Annotated in this window: 19 protein-coding genes, 1 tRNA gene and 1 riboswitch; of the genes, 13 read left to right on the top strand and 7 right to left on the bottom strand. The window is 68.1% G+C overall.

What is annotated here, in order from left to right:
* The first annotated feature begins 28 nt into the window (after positions 1 to 28).
* The 3 genes from GLA29479_RS10130 (at position 29) to GLA29479_RS10120 (ending at position 6,671) form a co-directional block, all read left to right on the top strand.
* Complete coding sequence (locus GLA29479_RS10130) at positions 29 to 2,308, top strand: hypothetical protein (protein WP_057971499.1); 2,280 nt, start codon at positions 29 to 31, stop codon at positions 2,306 to 2,308.
* 264 nt (positions 2,309 to 2,572) lie between these two features.
* A complete protein-coding gene (locus GLA29479_RS24450) occupies positions 2,573 to 5,704 on the top strand; it encodes a hypothetical protein (RefSeq protein ID WP_057971498.1) in 3,132 nt (1,043 codons plus the stop codon).
* Between the two features lies 1 nt (position 5,705).
* The gene (locus tag GLA29479_RS10120) at positions 5,706 to 6,671 is read left to right on the top strand and encodes a hypothetical protein (protein ID WP_057971497.1); all 966 of its coding nucleotides are present in this window, start codon (positions 5,706 to 5,708) and stop codon (positions 6,669 to 6,671) included.
* Positions 6,672 to 6,796: 125 nt separating this feature from the next.
* Here GLA29479_RS10120 and btuB read toward each other — a convergent pair whose 3' ends face one another.
* The 3 genes from btuB to GLA29479_RS10105 all read right to left on the bottom strand — a co-directional run bounded on the left by btuB (position 6,797) and on the right by GLA29479_RS10105 (position 10,013).
* Positions 6,797 to 8,668 carry a TonB-dependent vitamin B12 receptor gene (gene btuB, locus GLA29479_RS10115; protein ID WP_057971496.1) on the bottom strand — a complete coding sequence of 624 codons (1,872 nt, stop codon included), beginning with the start codon at positions 8,666 to 8,668 and terminating at the stop codon, positions 6,797 to 6,799.
* A gap of 121 nt (positions 8,669 to 8,789) precedes the next feature.
* Positions 8,790 to 9,036, bottom strand: a riboswitch (cobalamin riboswitch).
* 81 nt (positions 9,037 to 9,117) lie between these two features.
* Positions 9,118 to 9,534: a TfoX/Sxy family protein gene (locus GLA29479_RS10110; protein WP_057971495.1), complete on the bottom strand. Its 417-nt coding sequence runs from the start codon at positions 9,532 to 9,534 to the stop codon at positions 9,118 to 9,120.
* The gene (locus GLA29479_RS10105; protein ID WP_057973148.1) at positions 9,531 to 10,013 is read right to left on the bottom strand and encodes a GAF domain-containing protein; all 483 of its coding nucleotides are present in this window, start codon (positions 10,011 to 10,013) and stop codon (positions 9,531 to 9,533) included. The genes GLA29479_RS10110 and GLA29479_RS10105 overlap by 4 nt, the downstream gene beginning before the upstream one ends.
* A 70-nt stretch (positions 10,014 to 10,083) precedes the next feature.
* Between GLA29479_RS10105 and bioD the strand changes: the two genes are divergently transcribed.
* Positions 10,084 to 10,815: a dethiobiotin synthase gene (gene bioD, locus GLA29479_RS10100; RefSeq protein WP_082638491.1), complete on the top strand. Its 732-nt coding sequence runs from the start codon at positions 10,084 to 10,086 to the stop codon at positions 10,813 to 10,815.
* 136 nt (positions 10,816 to 10,951) lie between these two features.
* Here the strand turns inward: bioD and GLA29479_RS10095 are convergent, their stop codons facing one another.
* The 3 genes from GLA29479_RS10095 to GLA29479_RS10085 all read right to left on the bottom strand — a co-directional run bounded on the left by GLA29479_RS10095 (position 10,952) and on the right by GLA29479_RS10085 (position 12,235).
* On the bottom strand, positions 10,952 to 11,371 hold the full coding sequence (locus tag GLA29479_RS10095; protein ID WP_057919184.1) for a phasin family protein: 420 nt from the start codon (positions 11,369 to 11,371) through the stop codon (positions 10,952 to 10,954).
* Between the two features lie 252 nt (positions 11,372 to 11,623).
* Complete coding sequence (queD, locus tag GLA29479_RS10090; RefSeq protein ID WP_031371154.1) at positions 11,624 to 11,977, bottom strand: 6-carboxytetrahydropterin synthase QueD; 354 nt, start codon at positions 11,975 to 11,977, stop codon at positions 11,624 to 11,626.
* Between the two features lie 181 nt (positions 11,978 to 12,158).
* Positions 12,159 to 12,235, bottom strand: a tRNA-Met gene (locus tag GLA29479_RS10085).
* A 137-nt stretch (positions 12,236 to 12,372) separates the two neighbouring features.
* On the opposite strand from GLA29479_RS10085, the gene GLA29479_RS10080 reads away from it, so the two are divergent.
* The 3 genes from GLA29479_RS10080 (at position 12,373) to bfr (ending at position 14,106) form a co-directional block, all read left to right on the top strand.
* A complete protein-coding gene (locus GLA29479_RS10080) occupies positions 12,373 to 12,987 on the top strand; it encodes an RNA pyrophosphohydrolase (protein WP_057919183.1) in 615 nt (204 codons plus the stop codon).
* A gap of 168 nt (positions 12,988 to 13,155) precedes the next feature.
* On the top strand, positions 13,156 to 13,359 hold the full coding sequence (locus GLA29479_RS10075) for a (2Fe-2S)-binding protein (RefSeq protein ID WP_057971494.1): 204 nt from the start codon (positions 13,156 to 13,158) through the stop codon (positions 13,357 to 13,359).
* Positions 13,360 to 13,632: 273 nt separating this feature from the next.
* On the top strand, positions 13,633 to 14,106 hold the full coding sequence (gene bfr / locus GLA29479_RS10070; protein ID WP_031371157.1) for a bacterioferritin: 474 nt from the start codon (positions 13,633 to 13,635) through the stop codon (positions 14,104 to 14,106).
* 221 nt (positions 14,107 to 14,327) lie between these two features.
* On the opposite strand, the gene GLA29479_RS10065 is transcribed toward bfr, so the two are convergent.
* Complete coding sequence (locus GLA29479_RS10065) at positions 14,328 to 14,915, bottom strand: DUF4126 domain-containing protein (RefSeq protein WP_057919181.1); 588 nt, start codon at positions 14,913 to 14,915, stop codon at positions 14,328 to 14,330.
* A gap of 70 nt (positions 14,916 to 14,985) precedes the next feature.
* Here GLA29479_RS10065 and GLA29479_RS10060 point away from each other — a divergent pair, with 70 nt between their 5' ends.
* From GLA29479_RS10060 to GLA29479_RS10035, 6 genes are all read left to right on the top strand, one after another.
* On the top strand, positions 14,986 to 15,720 hold the full coding sequence (locus tag GLA29479_RS10060) for a DUF6776 family protein (RefSeq protein WP_057919180.1): 735 nt from the start codon (positions 14,986 to 14,988) through the stop codon (positions 15,718 to 15,720).
* Between the two features lie 3 nt (positions 15,721 to 15,723).
* Entirely contained in the window at positions 15,724 to 16,149 is a 426-nt protein-coding gene (locus tag GLA29479_RS10055) for a bactofilin family protein (protein WP_057971493.1), read from the top strand.
* A 32-nt stretch (positions 16,150 to 16,181) separates the two neighbouring features.
* Positions 16,182 to 17,018: a DUF6776 family protein gene (locus tag GLA29479_RS10050; RefSeq protein ID WP_248842828.1), complete on the top strand. Its 837-nt coding sequence runs from the start codon at positions 16,182 to 16,184 to the stop codon at positions 17,016 to 17,018.
* Positions 17,019 to 17,076: 58 nt separating this feature from the next.
* Complete coding sequence (erpA, locus tag GLA29479_RS10045; protein WP_031371162.1) at positions 17,077 to 17,451, top strand: iron-sulfur cluster insertion protein ErpA; 375 nt, start codon at positions 17,077 to 17,079, stop codon at positions 17,449 to 17,451.
* Between the two features lie 83 nt (positions 17,452 to 17,534).
* On the top strand, positions 17,535 to 18,551 hold the full coding sequence (gene nudC, locus GLA29479_RS10040) for an NAD(+) diphosphatase (protein ID WP_057971491.1): 1,017 nt from the start codon (positions 17,535 to 17,537) through the stop codon (positions 18,549 to 18,551).
* A 176-nt stretch (positions 18,552 to 18,727) separates the two neighbouring features.
* Positions 18,728 to 19,639, top strand: a complete 912-nt coding sequence (locus GLA29479_RS10035) for a cobalamin biosynthesis protein (RefSeq protein WP_057971490.1) — start codon at positions 18,728 to 18,730, stop codon at positions 19,637 to 19,639.
* Positions 19,640 to 19,840 lie beyond the last annotated feature (201 nt).

Here is a 19,840-nt window from a genome sequence, read left to right as displayed (position 1 = left end):
TCACGCCTGACTCGGAAGGAGTCCGATCATGCTTCTCCTCGACAGCCGCACTCGTGAGATCAACGGCATCTCGGTCTTCCCCGATCATGCCGATCCCGAGCAGTGGTACTACATGCCGACCACGCCGCACCTGAGCACGGTGCGCGACAACACCCTCGGCATGGACGTGCCGCAGTTCCTCCTGATCGGTTTCCGCGGCGACGCGGGCACCGGCGGGTTCCTCAATTTCGACTGCAACATCGGCGCCAGCCAAAAGCAGATCGACGATCTCGCCCGCGAGATCGCCAACAGCGAAAACCTGCGCAACAAGCCGCGCATCGCGCCGGTGCCGCTGGAAGACGGCACGGTGAAGCTGCTGATGCTCGGCAAGGCCAGCGGCGACGTCGCGCCCACGCCCGGCGCCGGGCCGCAGTTCGTGCTCAAGATCGACCAGTCGGCCAAGCCGGCGCTGTACGGCGCCAACCAGGCCGCGTTCTCGGTGCGCCTGGACCAGGACGGCTACACGGTCATGGAGCAGTGCCTGGAAGGCGAGATCCTGCCGGTGGCGGTGATCTATTCGCTGGATTTCCTCGGCCTGCGCCCGGCCTACAACATCAGCCTGAAGGTCGACTGGGAGCGGGTCCAGAAGCACATGGACGAAAGCTTCTCCGGCGGAAACATGTTCTTCTCCACCGAGATCGGCAAGGCGGTCGACGAGTTGGTCGATAACCGCGCGATCGTGCTGGAGGCCGACACCTTCGTCGCCGAGGGCGACGACACCCGCGGCATCATCGACCGCCGCGACGCCGCCCTGGCGCAGGTGCGCAACATGATCACCGACGCCTTCTTCCAGGTCAGCCTGCCGCCGTGGACGCCGGAGAAGAAATCCGACTTCGAGCGCGGCCTGGATGCAATCGGCAAGTTCGCCGCGCAGTCTTCCGCGCAGGCGGCGGGCGGGCCGATCGGCGCGTTGATGCCCAGCTTCAGCTACAAGCGCATGGACTACAAACGCGTCGACAAGAAGAAGCTCAACGTCAACTTCTCCGAGCGCGTGGCGATCAAGCGTTCGATCTATCCGCAAGGCCATCTGGCGGCCCTGTTCAAGACCATCCGCGAAGGCAGCGTGCCGCGCGAGCGCCTGGTCAAGCAGATCAGCCTGGACAACGACTTCTTCAAGAAGCGCCGGGTCAAGGTGATCTCGCGCGCCGACCTGGCCGCCGACGACATCGGCAGCATCAACGTGCGGGTGCGCTACGGCGACAAGCCGATGAACGCCTTGCTCGGCGCGAACGCCGGCGAGGCCAGCTTCGAGTGGCTGAGCCAACTCGAACGCGGGTCGATGAAGCGCGATGTGCAGGTCGAGTACGAAGTCAGCTTCAAGGGCGTGGACGCGGCCGAGCGGCCGACCAAGCTCAAGTCCAAGCCGCAGATCTACGACGTCGAGAACATCGAGATCATTCCGCGCGACCTGTACACGATCAACACCGTGCCGGTGCTGGCCGAGAACTTCCCGTGGGAACGCTACAGCTCGGTCGACGTGTTCCTGCGCTACCGCGACCCGGCCAACAAGATCAACCAGAACGACATGGTGCGCCTGACCAAGGACGTGCCGGGCGGCAGCTGGAAGATGTTCATGCTCGACCCGGCCAAGGTCAACTACGAGGTGCGCACCGTGTTCCATGCCATCGCCGGCGGCGACGTGGTGCGCGACTGGACCACCCTGGACGAGCCGCAGGTGACGGTGCGCAACCCGTTCCCGACCCGGCGCGTGGTGCAGGTGGTGCCGAACTTCAATTGGAGCGAGGTGCAGGAGGCCTTCGTCGACCTGCGTTACGTCGATCGCGCCAACGACCTGCTGGAGGAAAAGCAGATGTCGTTCCAGGAAGGATCCGCCGCGCAGACCTTCGCCGTGGACCTGCGCAATCCCGAGGTCAAGGGCGTGTTCTACAGCGTCAGCATCCTCTACAAGGACGGCCGCGACATCGAGGAGATCCCCGAGTCGGTCACCAACGGCAACCGGGTGATGCTGAAGTCGGGCATGAAGGGCCGTCGCATCGTCACGGTCAAGCCGCCGCTCGATTTCGCCAAGCGCAAGATGCGCCGCACCAAGGTGTCGTTGCGCTTCGAGGACTTCGCCGGCGGCCTGTCGTTCGCCGAGGACTTCGAGTTCGACAGCGCTCAGGCGACCGGCGAGTTCGAGTACGACTACCTCGACCCGACCCGCATGCGCTACGAGTACAAGGCCAGTTATCTGCTCGAGAACGGCACCAACAAGAGCACGAACTGGACCGCGACCGACGCGACCGACCTGGTGTTGAAGATGCCTTGAGGTTCGCCGGTGGCTGTCCGTCCCCGCGGAGGCGGGGGTCCGGTGGGATGGAGTCGTAAGGTTCGATCTTTGCGCGTGTCCGCTTAGCGGCGGCGCGCATGAGCTCGGCGATGGCTCCGCGGTCCCGGGCTGCGGCGCGCAGCGAACGCGCCAGGTCGCCGCACCGCCTCGGGTTTCCGCCCGCGGTGGTGCGGTCCCCACGTACAAGGATCGTTCCGCCGCGCGCATGCCGCCGCGAGGAACTCTCGAATTCTGGAGTTCGTCATGCTCAGCCTAGAAAAGCCGATCACCGTCGACGGCATCACCGTGTTTCGCGACCACGCCGACAAGAACCAGTTCTGGGTCTTGCCCGGTCCGCCGCAGTTGGCCGTGCGCGCGGCCGACAAGCGCAAGGAATTCAGTTTCCTCAAGTACCGCGTCGCCGACGCCACCGCGGCCGACAAGGGCGGCGGTTTCGTGATGTTCGTGACCACCTTGCAGCTGTCGCCGCAGATGGAATCGAAGATCATGGGCCGGCTCAATTCCGAGCCCGGCGTGTCGCCGCCGGTGCGCCTGACCACCGCGACCTTCGAGGAAGGCTCGGTGCAGTGCATCGCCTTGAACGTGCAGGGCAGCGGCGGCACCTCGGCGCAACCCGCGGCCCCGGGCACCTTCAACGCGGTCGAGCACATCCTCGGCGCATCGGTGCCGTCGATGGACGCGGCCAACCGCGCCGCCTTCAGCCTCAGCCTGTCGGCCGAGGGCGCGACGATACTGGAGCAGGCGCTTAGCGACGGCATGACCCCGATCGGGGTGATCTACGATCTCAAATACCTGGCGATGCGACCGGCCTTGCGGGTCACCATCACCGCCGATTTCGAGCGCATCTTCAATCACTTCAGCGCCAGCCTCGAAGGCCAGTACGCCTGGTTCAAGGCCGGCATCGACGCGGCCTTCGAGTCGCTGGTGCAGAACGGCGTCATCGACATCCAGGTCGAAGCTTTCACCGATGCCGAAGATCGCCGCGACCAGGAGAAATGGGCGCTGGATTTCTTCAAGGACGATCTGCTGAGCAAGTGGTTCGAGCCGACTCTGACGCCAGGGCAACTGGCGACCGATGCGGCACGTGCCGGCACCGGCGGTACACCCGGTACGGGAGGCGGCACCGGCGGCACGCCCGGCACGGGCGGCGGCACCGGCGGTACGCCCGGTACGGGCGGCGGCACCGGCGGCACGCCTGGTACGGGCGGTGGCACCGGCGGTACGCCCGGTACGGGCGGTGGCACCGGCGGCACGCCCGGTGGCACCGGAGGAACCTCGCCCGGTGGCGGCTTCAACGGCACCAGCGGCGGAGGCGCGGGCGGTACGACCACCGGAACCGGCGGCACCACCGGCGGCACCACGCCGCCCACGCCGCAGATCCAGCGTGCGGCGCTCGCGGTCGAATTGCAGGAACCCACGCCGTTGCCGGCGGGGCAGTCGGTCACCCACACGCCGGCCGCGAGCGGCCTGGCCGAGACCATCACCGTGACCGGTGCCGGCGCGGTGGTGAAGGTCGAGAGCCAAGTGGTGACGCCGGATGCGCAGGGGCGCATCACCGTCACCGTCAATCCCGACTCGAACAAACTCATCGAAGTCGAATGGCCGGCGGCGACGCAGGAGCAGACCTTCGCCCTGTTCTTCCAATTCGACCGACCGTCGCCGACAGGTTGGCAGGTGACGCCGCCTTCGCCGGAGTACCGGGCTTATGTCGATAACCAGGTGGAACCCAGACCCGGACCCGTACCCAATCGCTTCGCCGACGACCGTTACTGGAATGCCTCGGGGACCATGCGCATGGAAGGCGACGGCGACTGGAGCGGGCCGGAGCAGGGTGGCGCGCGCCTGGAAGCCTGGATTCGCCGCCTGCCGCCGCCGCGCAACGTGCGCCTGGAGGCTTACGCCAGCCACGAGCACGTCAGCAGCGCGAACGAGACTCAGCGCGCGGCGCGCAACAAAGCGCTGTCGCAGCGCCGCCTCGATGTCGCTGCGGCGGTGGTACGCCGCGCCGGCGGCAACTTCACCATCACCCCGGCCAATGCGCACGGCGATGTACCGGCGAGCAGCCGTCCCGGCTCGCATACGCCGATGGGCGGCGATCCCGACAACCGGGTGGTGCATGTGATCGGCAACGTCGCGGGGACCACGCCGAGCCGCTGGCGGGGACGTCTGGCCCGCCCGGCTTCGATCACGCCACAACCCCAGCCGCAGCCGCAACCCCAGCCGCAACCGCAACCGCAACCACAGCCGCAGCCGCAGCCGCAGCCGCAGCCGCAGCCGACACCGACGCTGCCGACGCCGCCGACCGCGATGAGCCTGTCGCTCAAGCTCAAGTTCGTGCGCCAGGAAGAGCGCAAGAAACTGACCCTGCGCTACAACCGCGCCGAGGCCACGCGCCGTACTTATGCGCCGCAGGGCTTCTTCGGCCTGATGCTCGGGGACCTCAGCGACAAGTCGAAGTACTTCAAGGAAATCGACCTAGACGATCCGTTCTTCCGCCAGTTCGCGGTCGAAGCCAGCATGCCGATCGCGTTCGAGCCGATCAATTTGTTGTCGGCGCAGGTGGCGCTGGATTACGGCGACAAGAGCAAGCCGCGCGATCACAAGCATGCCGACTTCGTGTTCGGGCCGGGCGAAACCGGGGTCAAGCGCTTCGAGGTGTTCATGAACGCCACCCGCGACATCGACTACGACGCCTCGTATCAGTATCACTTCGACCCGCAGTCCGACTGGGCCGCCGACCGCACCTCGTACACGATTCCGGCCGCCTCGACCGAGGACCGCACGATGTTCGTGAACCCCTACGAGCACGTCGAGTTCCGCCACATCGAAGCGATCCCGGGCGACATCGACTGGGACGTGGTCGACTCGATCGACGTCAAGCTGCAGGCGCACGGCTACTCGCAGCCCGAGCCGAAGACCACCTTGAAGCTGACCAAGGAGTCCGGTCCCAAGACCTGGCGCCTGCGCGGCGCCAAGCCCGGCCCGGCCAACCGCGGCGTGACCTATCAGCTGGTGCAGCGGCGCAAGGGCGTGGCCAATCCGGATCCGGCGACGCCGCCGGTCGAGCTCGACGTGCCGCAGTTGATCGTCCACGACAGCTTCGAGGATGCGTTGCAGCTCGAGTTCATCCCGGTGTTCGACCCGGCCATGGTCAAGCGCGTCTACATCGACGTGAAGTACGAGGACGGCGCCTACAAGCGCAACGAGCGCATCGAGATGGCCGGCAGCCAGACCGATCCGGTCAAGTTGCGCATCGCCCTGAAGAACAAGGACCTGCGCAACTACCGCCGGCGCTTCACCTTCGTCGGCATGCAGGGACAGTTCGACCAGCGCGCCTGGGTCGCCGAGACCGAAGAGCTGGTGGCGGTGCAGTGACATGCGCAGCGATACCGTCATCGACATGCGCCGCGATCCCGAAGCGGCCTGGCTTGCGCCGATGCAACAAAGCCTCGGCGCCGACATCGCCGGCCCCGTCGCCGCCACCTTGCGGCGACTCGGGACGGTGCTGCCGGCGCAGGCCGCCGCCGCCGCGGACCTGCTCGGCGACGTGCTCGCGCCGCTTGGGCGTTCGGTCTGGCCGGAAGTGGCCGGCAGTTTCAGCCGCCTGACCAACACCGGCATGCCGGTCGAATTCTCCTGGAGTTCGCGCGAAGCGGCGGTGCGCTGGACCGCCGAGGTCGCCGCGCCGGAGCTGGCCGATCGCGAGCGGCTGATGCTGGCCGCGCAGGCTTTGGATTGGCAGGGCGACCTGACCCCGTGGCTGGAACTGCAACGCGACGACCCGCTGGTGTTCGGTGCATGGGCCTCGGGGCGTCATGGCGAAGAGCGCGCGACCAAGCTCTATGTCGATCTGTATGCAGGGCGGCTGCCGACGGTCTGGCGGGATCGCTATTTCCTGCTGCGTTCGAACCTGTTGACCTGGCGACTGAGCGGTGTGAATCCCGACGGCAGCACCGAGTTCTATGCACTGGGTCACGAGCTGGATCGGCCGGCGCTCGCGGCGATGGCGCGCGCGGTGCTCGGCGATGCGCAGCCGTTGATGGACATGCTCGAGGCGCTGTTGGAAGGCGGCGCCCTGCCGCGTCATGTCGGGATCAGCCTTGCCTTGTCGGCGGACGGCCAGCCGCGGGCGCTGAGTTGTTTCGTCGTGGCCAAGAGCCTGTTCCACCACGATGCCGAGGCGTCGGCCAAGCTGCGCAGCCTCGCCGACGGCGTGCCGGCGCAGCTTTACGAAGCGCTGGCCTCGGGGCCGGACGACGGGCGCTGGCGCCACGGCATGATCGGCGTGGTCGCCGACATCGCCGGCCGCAGCTGGGTGCAATGCGGGCTGCGGCCGACCTGAGCCTGCGTTCGTGGGGCGTGCGTGTTTCTGCGCCAAAAACAGAAAGCCCGGCAATGCCGGGCTTTCTGTTTATGCATCAACGATGCGCTAGTCGGTCGACCGGTGTGGTCGGTCGACGAATGCGATCAGTTGACCGGTGCGTAGCGCAGAGTCAGGAACCATTCGCGGCCGGGCTGGTTGAAGTACGAAGAGGTTTCGTACTCGCGGTCGAACACGTTGGCCACGCGCGCCTGCAGGCTCAGGGCCGGCGTGATCGCGTACTCGGCGCGCAGGTCGAGGGTGCCGTAGCCGCCGAGACGGGTGCTGTTGGCGACGTCGTCGTAGCGCGAACCCGAACCGACCGCGGTCGCACCGAAGCGGAACTTGCCGAAGCTGCGGTCCAGATCGATGCGCGCGCTGTGCTTGGCGCGGCGCGGCAGGTCGTTGCCCTGATAGAAGCCGACGCGGTTCTCGGTGTCGAGGACGCTGGCGCTCGCCGCCAGAGTCCATTGCGCGAACGTGGTGTCGATGCCGATCTCGGCGCCGCGCATGCGCGCACGGTCGATGTTGTTGGGCAGGTTGATCGACGAGTCGTAGGTGATCAGGTCGTCGGCGCGGGTGTCGAAGCCGTCGATGCGGGCGTTGAAACGCTCGCCGCGATAGGCCAGGCCGAGCTCCCAGGTCTTGGACTCTTCCGGGCGCAGGGTCGCGTTGCCGAAGAACGGGTAGTACAGCTCGTTGAAGGTCGGCGCCTTGAACGCGGTGCCGTAGCCGACGGTGACGCGCCAGCGCTCGGCGAAGTTCAGGCCCCAGGCCGCGCCGCCGGTGGTGTGGCCGCCGAACTGTTCGTTGTCGTCGCGGCGCAGGCTGGCCTCGAACGACTGCGCGCCGAAGCGGCCCTGGTACTGGACGAAGCCGGCCTTGTTGTCGCGCTCGCTTTCGTCGTACACGGTGTCGCTGTCGACGCGGTCGCGCAACCAATCGAAGCCCGCGCTCAGCACGTGGCCTTCGGCCAGGGTGAAGTCGCCCTGCAAGGTCGCGCTGTCGCGATCGGTCTTGAAGAACCCCATCGGCACTTCGCCGAGGAAATTATCCGAGCTGTCGACGTTGCGGCCGGCCAGCAACTGCAGGTGGATGGTTTCCGACGGGCGCCATTGCAGCTTGCCGCCGATCACCTGTTGCACGGTCTCGGAGCGGTTGACGAAGCTGCCGTCGTAATCGTTCTCGCCTTCCGCGCGCAGCGCCTGGCCTTCGATGCTCCACTGCTCGTTGAACTCGAGGCCGCCGCGCAGCGACAGGGCGTGGTTTTCGTAACCGTCGCGGTCGGGCTCGTCGGTGAAGCAGCCGGCGAACACCGGGAAGCCGGCGCCGCGGCAGGCGTTGATGCCCTCGGTCTTGCGGAAGCTGTAGTCGGCGCCGAACCAGCCGCGCTCGCTGCGACCGCCGAAGCCGGTGCCGAATTCGAGGCTGTCGTTGCTGCCGCCGCCGACGTGCACGCGCGGCGCGAAGCCCTGCTTCTCGCGGCGGGTGAACACCTGGATCACGCCGCCGATGGCGTCGGCGCCGTACAGGCTCGAACGCGGGCCGCGCACGATCTCGATGCGGTCGATCAGTGCCAGCGGCAGGTCCTGCAGCGCGGCCAGACCCGAGGTCGGCGAGCCGACGCGGATGCCGTCGACCAGCACCAGCACGTGGTCGGACTCGCTGCCGCGCAGGAACAGGGTGGTGAGCTTGCCGGCGCCGCCCTGGTTGGAAATGGTGATGCCGGCGCGGCCGCGCAGCAGGTCGTTGAGGTCGCGCGCCTGGCTGCGCTGGATGGTCTCGCGGTCCAGCACGTCGACCGGGGTCAGCGTGTCGTTGACGCTGACCGCGGTGCGGTTGGCGGTGACCACCACCTCGTCGAGGTCGGTGGCGTCGCCGGCCGGAGCGGCGATGGCGGCGGCGGGCAGCGCCAGCGCGCAGGCGATGGCGAAGGACAAGTTCAGTGCGCGCGTGGCGTGCGTGTTGCGGACGGACATGGGGACAGCTCCAGCGCGCGCACCCGGAGGCGCGCGACGACGACGGCGGAAGACGGTTGCGAGGAGGCAGCGGGCCGTGCAGACAGCCGGATAGCAGCCGCCGCGACGCCCTCCGCATCGCAACCTGTGGCGCTTCAAGGCCGGTCTCCGGACTCGCAAGCGCAGCGCCGACGCGGGGTCGGGCTGCCGATCGCGGCGCCTTCCCGTGTCGAGCACAGTGGCGGTTGCCGCGATCTGTCTTGCTTACCGTTGCGGGGGCAGTGCCGGACTGGCGCCGATCCTCCCGCAAGAGAGGGCGCGTCACCGGCTTCCCGTTTCAACCCGGCGATGGAGAAAGCCGCCGGGTCACCTTGAAGCGGTGCGCAGTCTACGCGAAGCCGGCGCCCGGGGCCAAAGCCGTGGGTGGGCGGAGGGGGCCGGCCGGAGGGGGCGCAGCGGCGTCGACGGGCTCAGTCGCGCCCGTCGTCCTCGTCGCGGCCGCCGGGGCGGTCGTCGTCCTCGTCCAGGCCGTTGCCGTCCAGGCCGCCGCCCTCGAACGCATCGTGGCGTTCTTCGGCGTGCACGGTGGTGTGCACCGGCGCGGCGGCCGGCTTGTTGCGCGGCGGCGGTAGCAGGGCGGTCGCGGCTTCGGCGGCCTGGATCAGTTGCTGCCGGCGTTCGTCGCTGATTTCCTGCCAATGGCAGTCCAGCAGCGCGCCTTCGATCGCGTAGAGCAGGTTGAGGGTCGGCTTGAAGCCGGCGCGCTTGACGCGCATGAAGGCCTCGACCGTGCCGATCGCGGAGATGTCCTCGTGCGTGCGCAGGCCGACCTGGCGCAGCCAGGCCGCGCTCTTGGGGCCGATGTTGCGCATCTTCGGCGCGGTCATGCCAGCGCCTCCACGTACACGCGCGCCAGCGCTTCCAGGCCGGCCTGGTCGTCGGCATCGAAGCGGTCCGGGACCGGGCTGTCGAGGTCGAACACGCCGATCAGGGCGTCGCCGTGGACCAGCGGCACCACCACTTCCGAACGCGAGGCGGCATCGCAGGCGATGTGGCCGGGGAAGGCGTGCACGTCGGCGACGCGTTGGGTCTGGCGGGTCGAGGCGGCCGCACCGCACACGCCCTTATCGAGCGGAATGCGCACGCAGGCCGGCAAGCCCTGGAACGGGCCGACCACGAGTTCTTCGCCGTCGTAGAAATAGAAGCCGACCCAGTTGAGTTCCGGCAGGGCATGGCTGACCAATGCCGACAGGTTGGCGGCGTTGGCGATACGGTCGCGTTCGCCGTCGAGCAAACCGCGCGCCTGGGCGAGCAGCTGCGCGTATTGCTCGGGCTTGTCGCCCGATAGTGCGGAGGTTTTAAACATCATCGGAGTGTAACAGCGGCATCCGCCGCCACTACCATGGTGGACTCCACGCCCCAGGGAAAAGCGCGAGATGAGTCACACCCAGCCCCCGGTGGAGGCCGGCTCCCGACCAACGGCCGCGTCCGCGGTGTTTCCGCGCGGCGTGTTCGTCACCGGCACCGACACCGGCATCGGCAAGTCGGTGGCCAGCGCGAGCTTGTTGCACGCCTTGCGCGCGCGCGGCATGCGCGCGGTCGGCATGAAGCCGGTAGCGAGCGGTTGCGAACGCACGTCCGAGGGTTGGCGCAACGAGGACGCCTTGCTGTTGCAAGCGGCCAGTGCGCCGAGACCGCGCTACGACGACGTCAATCCCTACGCCTTGCCGCAGCCGTTGGCGCCGGAACTCGCCGCTGCCGAGGCCGGGGTCGAGATCGCGCTGGCGACGATCCTCGCCGCGCATGCGCGCTTGGCGGCGCAGTCGGACACGGTGGTGGTCGAAGGCGTCGGCGGTTGGGCCGCGCCGATCAGCGCCACGCTCGACCAGATCGACCTGGTGCGCGCGCTGGACTTGCCGGTGGTGCTGGTGGTCGGCCTGCGCCTGGGTGCGATCAATCATGCGCGCCTGAGCGCGCGCGCGATCCAGGCCGACGGCGCCCGCCTGGTCGGCTGGATCGGCAACGACATCGACCCGCAGATGGCGCGCGCCGACGACAACTTCGAGATCCTGCGCCGGCGTTTGCCGGTGCCGTGCTGGGGGCGTCTGCCGTATGCCGCTTCGCCCGACCCGCAGGCCTTGGCCGGGCGCTTGCAGCCGCTGTTCTAGCGCGGCGAATGCTCTGCGGCTCGCTGGCGATCGATAGCGATGGCGAAGGCCGAATCGCGGGCAACAAAAAACCCGGCAGCCGAAGCTGCCGGGTTTTTCGTATCCGCCGTGACGGCCGGAGAGAGAGACGGTGCGCTTACTTGGTCGCGGCGGCAGTCGGAGCCGTCGCCTTCGCCGCGGCCTTGGCGGCCTTCTCGACGTTGGCCTGGGTGGCCTTGGCAGCGGTTTCGATCTGCGACTTGGCCAGCTCGGCGATGGCTTCGTTGGTCTTCACGGTGCGGCCGAAAGCTTCCTGACCGGTGCTGACAGCGCGCTCGACGTTTTCGCGAGCGATCTGCGCGCCCTTCGGCCACAGGGTCTTGAAGGCTTCCAGATCGCGGGCTTCGGCGGCTTCACCGAAGAAAGCGAAAGTGGCGTTGACGCGGTCTTCGATGGCGGCGACCTGCAGGCCGAACACGGCCTCGGCGTTGTCGAGGGCCAGACGGTTGACCTGAGCGGCCGTGTCCGCGAACTGGCGCGTAGCGGCGGCGAACTGTTCGTTGAATTGCTGGTACATGGCTGAGCTCCTGAAAGGTCCAGACGGAGAACGACTGGATTGTGCGGTGCAGCATAGGCGGGGTTTTGTTGCGATGCAACATCGGGCCGACGAGCGGTCGAAAGCCGTTCAGAAAGCCTGCCTGTTCAGGTGCTTAGCGACCAAGCAGCCGTTCAGGCAAAGCCTAGTCCGGGGCCATGACCACGGCGTTGCCGGCGTCTGACAAGGCGCCGGCTGCGATGGATCGAGTAGGGAAGGGCGAGCGCCCCGGGCTCAGCCGCGGTAGCGGCAGCCGGCGGTGCAGGTCTCGTGGACCACGATTTCGCTCAACAGCGGCAGCACCGGCTTGAGCTGGTCCCAGATCCACACCGCGAGGCGTTCGCTGGTCGGATTCTCGAGGCCGGGGATGTCGTTGAGGTAGTGATGATCGAGGCGATCGTAGGTCGGCTGGAACGCCTTCTTGACGTCGGCATAGTCCATCACCCAGCCGGTGTGCTCGCCCAGCTCGCCGGTCAGGTGCACCTCGATGCGGAACGAATGCCCGTGCAAACGCGCGCATTTGTGGCCTTCCGGCACGTTCGGCAGCCGGTGGGCGGCTTCGAGAGTGAAGACCTTGAAGATGTTCACAGCAGTCATAGTGCGGTACCGGGTCGGGCGGTGGCGCGTCGCGCGATGGCGCGGCGTGGCGCGTGATCTGGAGCGAGGTGATCTGTAACGATCGGGAATCCTGGGCCGGCGCATCCTGGCGGCGGATACGAAAAAGCCCGCTGCGCTGGCGGGCCCTGGGTCTTGCTGCGCGGCGATTCTATGGTGGCTATGGGTGGACTCGAACCACCGACCCCAGCATTATGAGTGCTGTGCTCTAACCGGCTGAGCTACATAGCCACGGGGAACCGCGAATTCTTCATGCCGGACGGGCTCTTGTCAATCGTCTGAGCGCATCGCGACCGACTTGTTTGCCCGACTTGTCGTCCCGGCCACCCCGTGGCAGAGTCGGACACAGTGAATTTGGAGTCCGCATCGTGATCGATCCGGACGGCTACAGGCCCAATGTCGGCATCGTGTTGATGCACCCGGACGGCCGCTTGTTCTGGGCTCGCCGCGTGCATCGCGATGGCTGGCAATTCCCGCAGGGCGGGATGAACACCGACGAGACGCCGCTCGAGGCGATGTATCGCGAGTTGCGCGAGGAAACCGGTCTGCTCCCGCAGCATGTCGAAGTGCTCGGCGCGACCCCGGGCTGGCTGCGCTATCGCCTGCCGCGTCGGGCCGTCCGCCGCAACGACCGCCTGGTCTGCATCGGCCAGAAACAGGTCTGGTTCCTGCTGCGTCTGACCGGCGAGGAGTCGGACCTGCGCCTGGACTTGACCGACAAGCCTGAGTTCGATCATTGGCGCTGGGTCGATTTCTGGTACCCGGTCGAGCATGTGGTGATGTTCAAGCGCGGCGTCTATGCCAGCGCCCTGCGCCATCTGGCCCCGTTCGCCCGCCTGGTCGCCGGCCAACAGGCGGTGCCGGCGCCCGGCCCGGATGCCCGCCTGCACGAAGCCTATCTGTCGGGCTGCAACCACCCGCGGTCGCGGACCTGCGGGCCCGGCAACCCGGTCCGTGGCAGCGGCTCGGAATCGGGCGGCTGAGCCTCCCGGAAGCGCTGCGGCCGGCCCGGTCAGGCCTACCCGCCGAGCCCGTCCGGCCGGGGCATACGGCGCCACGGCACCTGTTGCTTGCTGTTAATTGACAATCATTCGCATCCATGGCGGAATGGCCGTGCAGCCATCCGGCTGCATGACCGACAGCCCACGCCCGTGTACGTCTGCATCTGCAACGGAGTCACCGACCGCGACATTCGCCAGGCCGCCGAAGCCGGTTGCCGCAGCGTGCCCGAGCTGACCATGCGCACCGGCGCCGGCGCCAATTGCGGCAGCTGCCTGGAGCTGGCCACCTCGTTGCTCGAACAGGCCCGCAACGTGCGCGACCTGCCGCTGGACGTGCTGCAACAAGCCGCCTGAGCCGCGTTGCCTGCGGGCCGTCCGCCCCGGTCCAATCTGGTCCTCGTTCGTCCGTACCATCCCGCCGATCCGCTTTCGCCGCCTCCCCCCTGGCGCCGGTCGAGACGTGTGCGTTCCCGTCGTGTCGGCGCCGGCTCGGCACAGCGCCCGCGACCGTCCGTCGGCGCCCCTCAACGACAGTGATTCTCGACTCCCGTTGCGCACGATTCGCGTTCCGTCATGGCGTTCGCGAAAGGGCTAAAGTGCCGCCCATTGCAACGTCGGAGCACGGCCATGAAAGGCGATCCCAAGGTCATCGAATATCTCAACAAGGCGCTCTACAACGAGCTGACCGCGATCAACCAGTACTTCCTGCACGCCAAGATGCTGAAGAACTGGGGTCTGAAGGAACTCGCCGAGCACGAGTACCACGAGTCGATCGACGAGATGAAGCACGCCGACAAGTTGTCGGACCGCATTCTCTTCCTCGACGGCCTGCCGAACTTCCAGGCTCTGGGCAAGCTGCGCATCGGCGAGAACCCGCGCGAACTGCTGGCCTGCGATCTGGCTCTCGAGCTCGAAGCGATCCCGCTGCTGCGCGAGGCGATCAAGTACTGCGAGACGGTCAGCGACTACGTCAGCCGCAAGCTGTTCGCCGACATCCTCGACTCCGAGGAAGAACACGTCGATTGGATCGAGACTCAGCTCGCCCTGATCGAGCGTCTCGGCGAGCAGAACTATCTGCTGACCAAGATCGAGGAAGGCTGAGGGCTTGGTTCAGTAACGAGTGGAGAGGAGTGAGGAACGAGTAGAAGAAGCGCTCCTCGGCCCGTGCCGTCAGCGCAGGTATCCAGCCAGCCGCGCGCAACGCGCGCCGCCAGCCAGACAACGAAGCCGCCGGCTCGCGCCGGCGGCTTTTTTATTTAGGCGATCGTGCAGCGGCCGCATCGGCGCACTTTGCCTGCGCCGCCACTCACTCCTCACTCCTCTCAACTCACTCCCAGTTCCTTGGGCTTACGGCGCCGAAAAATCTTGCGCCAGATCCACCACAGCGCCGTCGCGATCAGTACGCTGATCAGCACGACGATGCCGAGGGTCACCCAGGGGTAGGCGAAGACCAAGGCGAGGCCGCCGAGCACGGCGGCGTCCTCGGTGACCGAGGCGGTCCAGTTGCTGATCGGCTCGGGCGAGGTGTTGAGCAGGGCGCGCGAGCCGGACTTCAGCAGGTGGCTGGTCAGGGCCACGCCGGCACCCGCGGCGAGCGCGCCCGCGCCGAGCTGGCCGTCGGGCGACATGGTGGCGGCGGCCAGGAAGGCGCCGACCGGCACCCGCAGCAAGGTATGCAGCAGGTCCCAGCCCGAGTCGACGCCGGGGATCTTGTCGGCGAAGAACTCGCCGGCGGCGAGCAGGCCGCAGACCCCGAGCACCCACGGCGACTGGGTCGCCTGCAGGGCCTGCGGCAGGTCGAGCCAGCCGAGCCAGCCGGCCAGGCCGACGCCGAACACGGTCAGATAGACCCGGACCCCCGACAGCCAGGCGAGAACTACGCCAACTGCGAACAGGTGCGCATCGGACATCGTGGCATTCCCGTTAAGATTTAAGGTTGAGTATAGGTAAAGCCGGCGGTGTGAGCCGTCGTCGTCGAGCATGGCCAAAGTACCGCCGCCCCGTTTCGTCATCGTCCAGCAGCAGCCCGACAAGCGTCCTTATATCTGGAGCGCCGTGGGCGTGGCGTGGTCGCTGTCGCTGGTGGCGGCCTGGTTCTGGTCGCAGTCGCTGGCCGCGCCGCGGCTGCCTAAGCTGGTCGCCGAACTGGAAACCACCCAGCGCGAGCTGCGCGACCGCCAGAACCAGCTCGACCGGCTGGCCCAGCGCGAAGCCACCCTGCAGCGCTCCGACCAGATCAGCCGCGCCGCCAACAAGCAGGTGCAGGGCTCGCTGGCCCAGCGCGACGCCGAGATCTCCGACCTGCGCGCCGACATCGCCTTCTACGAGCGCCTGGTCGGCGCGACCGCACCGGCCAAGGGCCTCAACGTGCATTCGGTCGAGTTCCAGCCCGAGACCGGCGGCACTTGGCGTTACCAGATCGTGCTGACCCAGAATCTCAACCGGGGCGCGGTCAGCAACGGCGGCCTGCAGTTCCAGGTCGAGGGGGTGCGAGGGGGCAAGCTCGCATCGATCGGTTGGGACGAGTTGCACCAGAAGCCCAAGGCACCGATCCAGGACTATTCATTCCGTTACTTCCAGCAACTCGGTGGCAGCGTCATGTTGCCGGCCGGATTCACCCCGCAACGCGTGCGCGTCTCGCTGCGTGGGGAGAATGCGGCGATCGAGCAGCATTTCGCCTGGAAGAGCGGCGTTACCGTAACCGGGGAAACTTAAGCGATGTTCAAGACCAACAAACCGACCCAGATCCGCGAAGGCCAGGTCGACACCATGATCGGGCCGCAGGTGGTGATCCGGGGCGACCTGCACTTCAGCGGCGGGCTGTATATCGAAGGCCGGGTGATCGGCAAGCTGGTGGCCCAGGACGGCCAGCCGGCCAGCCTGACCCTGGCCGAGAACGGCAGCATCGAGGGCGAGGTGCGGGCGCCGATCGTCGTGCTCAACGGCGAGCTCAACGGCGACGTGTATGCCAGCGAGCGGGTGGAACTCGCCGCCAAGGCGCGGGTCCAAGGCAACGTTCACTACAAGGTCGTCGAGATGACGGCCGGTTCGATGCTCACCGGCCGTTTGATTCATGTCGATGCCCACGCCGCGGCGTTGCCCGCGCCTGAAGCCCTGATTACCGCGGATGCCCTGATGGATTGAGGGGCGCCGCCCCAACCCCCAAGACGGAACGGATGAGCGACGAACCCTCCAAGCCCGTTCCGTCTCCCGCCGGCGCCGCCCCTGCTTCGGCCCCGGCTCCGGCCGGACCCGCCGCAACGGCGCCCACCGGTTCCGCCTCGCCCAGCGCCGCGACGCCCGTCCCCGGGCATCGCGGCCGGCTGTTGGCCGGGCTGGCCCTGGCCGTGGCCCTGGCCTTCGGCGGCTGGGGCCTGTGGGGCGCGATCACCCGTTCCGACGACGCCCCGCCGCCGCCCACGGCGGGGGCCGCGACGATGACGCCGCGGCAGATGCAGGCCGAACTCGAAGGCCTGCGCCAGCGCGTCGCCACGCTCAGCCGCTCCGACGGCATCAGCCGCCAGGCCAATCGCGACCTGCAGAGCGCCCTGGCCGAGCGCGACGAGGAAATCGCCGGCCTGCGCGCCGACGTCGCCTTCTACGAACGTCTGGTCGGCGCCACCGGGCAGCGCCGCGGCCTGACCGTGCATGCGCTGAAGATGCAGCCGCAGCAAGGCGCGCCGTCGGCCTGGCACTTCACCACCACCCTGACCCAGAACCTCAATCGCGGCGCAGTCAGCGCCGGCCGCGTCACCCTCGCGCTCGAGGGCACCCGCGCCGGCAAGCTCGAAAAACTGCTCTGGGCCGACCTGCGCCAACAGCCCGAGGCGCCCGGCACGCCGTATTCGTTCAAATACTTCGAGCAGGTCGAGGGCGACGTGTTCCTGCCGCCCGGCCTGACCCCGGTGCGGGTGACGGTGCGCCTGACCCCGCAGAAGGGCGCGGTGATCGAGCAATCCTTCAGTTGGGCCGACGCCACCCGCGACACCGCCGGCAACGGTGCAGGCGGCTGATCCGCAGTGTTCGCCCAGTGCGCTTGAATGCGCGCCGCGCGGCCCTCATCCTTTCACCATGGAAACCACCCTTCTTTCCGCCGCGCCGGGCTATCAATCGCTGGAGCGGCCTCTGCAGTTCTCGTCTTCGGCTGCGAACAAGGTTCGCGAACTGATCGCCGAGGAAGGCAACGACGCCCTCAAGCTGCGCGTTTACATCCAGGGCGGCGGCTGCTCGGGCTTCCAGTACGGCTTCGAGTTCGACGAGCAGCAGGGCGAGGACGACCTCGCCGTGCAAACCGACGGCGTGACCTTGCTGGTCGATCCGCTGAGCCTGCAATACCTGATGGGCGCGGAAGTCGACTACACCGAGAGCCTGCACGGTTCGCAGTTCGTGATCCGCAATCCGAACGCCAAGACCACCTGCGGCTGCGGGTCGTCGTTCGGCGTTTGAGCGGCGCCGCGACGCACGGGGCCGCGTTTCGTGCGGCCTGGCCTTTGCACCGCCTTTCCTGAAACAGCTTTCTGGGGCGCTGGATGAGACCGTTCGCATTCGTGGAAGCCGATTCGGCCTGGCGCGCGTCGCTGGACCGCGCCGACCATCTGCGCGACCAGGCCGATGCCTTGACCGCCCTGTGGCCGCAGGCGCGGGTGATCGTGCTCGACGCCTCCGGCAACGCTCTCGCCAACGCCGACGGCAGTTTGTGCGCTCCCTTGGGCCCGGAACTCACCGACGGCCCCGGCGGCGTCGGCGCTTCGATCTTCCTGGGGGTGGCCCCGGACGGGCAGGGCTGGTTCGCGCTCGATGCCGAACTGGCCGCGTTCGAGGCGCCGCGCCGGGTCGACCTGCGCAGCGCCGCCGCGCATTGGCCGATGCTCGAAGCCAGCGTGTTCGCCCAGGCCCGGGCCCTGCAGCACTGGCGCAGCCGCAATCGCCATTGCGGCGTATGCGGCGGCGAGATCGCCTTCTCGCGCGCCGGCTGGCTCGGCCGTTGCGGCCAATGCGGCAGCGAACACTACCCACGCACCGACCCGGCGGTGATCGTCGCGGTCAGCGACGGCTCGCGTTTGTTGCTCGGCCGGCAGACCGGTTGGCCGGCACGGCGTTATTCGGTGATCGCCGGCTTCGTCGAACCCGGCGAGTCGCTGGAGCAGACCGTCGCCCGCGAAGTGCTGGAAGAAACCGGCGTGCGCGTGCGCAGTTGCCGTTACCTGGGTTCGCAGCCGTGGCCGTTCCCGGGTGCGCTGATGCTCGGCTTCGCCGCACTGGCCGAGCCCGACGAGCCGCAAGTCGGCGACGAGCTCGAAGAGGCGCGCTGGTTCACCCTCGACGAGATTCGTGCCGCGTCGGCGCGCGGCGAACGCTCTGCCGCGCCCGCGCCCGGCGAGCGCGATGCCGCGTCCGCGCCGAGCGAGCGCGATGCCGCGTCCGCGCCGAGCGAGCGCGATGCCGCGCTCGAGGACGACGGCCCGCTGTTGTCGCCGAGCATCTCGATCTCGCGCTGGCTGATCGACCAATGGCGCCTGGCCGCCGAGGCGGACGCCGGGCGTTGATCCCGGCAAGGGATGCATTCCCGAGAGGCGTGGCCCGCGCGCTCGCGACATGCGCGGCGGTACGGAGCCGATGCATCGCCGTTACGGTCGCCCACAGTCGCGGTGTCGCGCGGTCGCGCTAGAATCCCGGACAGATCGGACCGGGATTTTTTCGCCATGCCAGGAACGTTGTCGCAATGTCAGTCACGCTGATCGCCGCCGTCGTCGCACTCGTGCTCGGCCATCTTGCTCAGTCGCTGGCCGCGTCGGTGCGTCACTACGGCTGGTACAGCGACTGGCTGCGCTGGATCGACAGCCGCTTTCCGGAAGACAGTTTCTGGCGCGGACGCTGGGGCCTGGTCCTGGCCGTGGTGCCGCCGCTGCTCGCGGTGACCCTGTTCCAACTGGCCCTCGACGAACCTTTGATCGGGCTCGGCGGGCTGCTGTTCGGCGTCATCGTGCTGTTTTATGCCTGGGGCCCGCGCGACCTCGACCAGGACGTCGAAGCCCTGGCCTCGGCGCGCGACCTCAACAGCCGGCGCGAAGCCGCGGCGCGGTTCTGGCCCGAAGGCGGCACGCCCTCGCTCGATGGCGGCTCCCTGGTCGAAGCGGTGTTCCGCAACGCCCTGCGGCGCTGGTTCGGGGTGTTGTTCTGGTTCCTCCTGCTCGGCCCGGTCGGCGCGCTCGGTTACCGCCTGGTGGCCTTGGCCGCCGAAGGCGAGGCCTCGCGCCATCTGCCCGGCGAGACCCTGGCCGGCGCGCGCACTGCGTTGGCGCTGTTGGATTGGCCGGTGGCCCAATTGTTGACCCTGGCGCTGGCCCTGGTCGGCAATTTCGACACCGTGCTCGGCGCCTGGCGCGAATCGGGCGGGGCGCGTTTCAGCCTCGACAACCGCTTCCTCGGCGCCGTCGCCCGCGCCAGCGTGAAATGCGAGCTGGCCGAAGAGGCCGCGGACTATGTCGATGAATCCGGCGTGGCGAGCACCGCCGTCGCCCTGGCCGCGTCCGAGGCGCCCGAGCTGCGCGACGCGATGAGCCTGGTCTGGCGCAGCCTGTTGGTCTGGCTGGCGGTCCTGGCGCTGTTCGTGATCGCCGGTTTCGTCGCCTGAGGCGAGCGCCGCCGGTTTGCCGATTGAGACCGTTTAGCCGAAACCGACGCCCCCGCATGGATGGGGGTAGGGAGGCGCCGCTCGGCCTGCGTTTGTACGGTCAGGTTTCCAGGAATCCTGCGAGCCGCGCGAGTAGTGCGTTCCCCCCGGCCGGGCCGGCGGATCGAACGCCGGTCCTGCCTTAGCGGCGGACCGACCCGC

This window comes from Lysobacter antibioticus, assembly GCF_001442535.1.
Taxonomy (GTDB): Bacteria; Pseudomonadota; Gammaproteobacteria; order Xanthomonadales; family Xanthomonadaceae; genus Lysobacter; species Lysobacter antibioticus.
The sequence above is the reverse complement of the archived record's forward strand: the minus strand, read 5'-3'. Positions and strand labels throughout refer to the sequence as shown.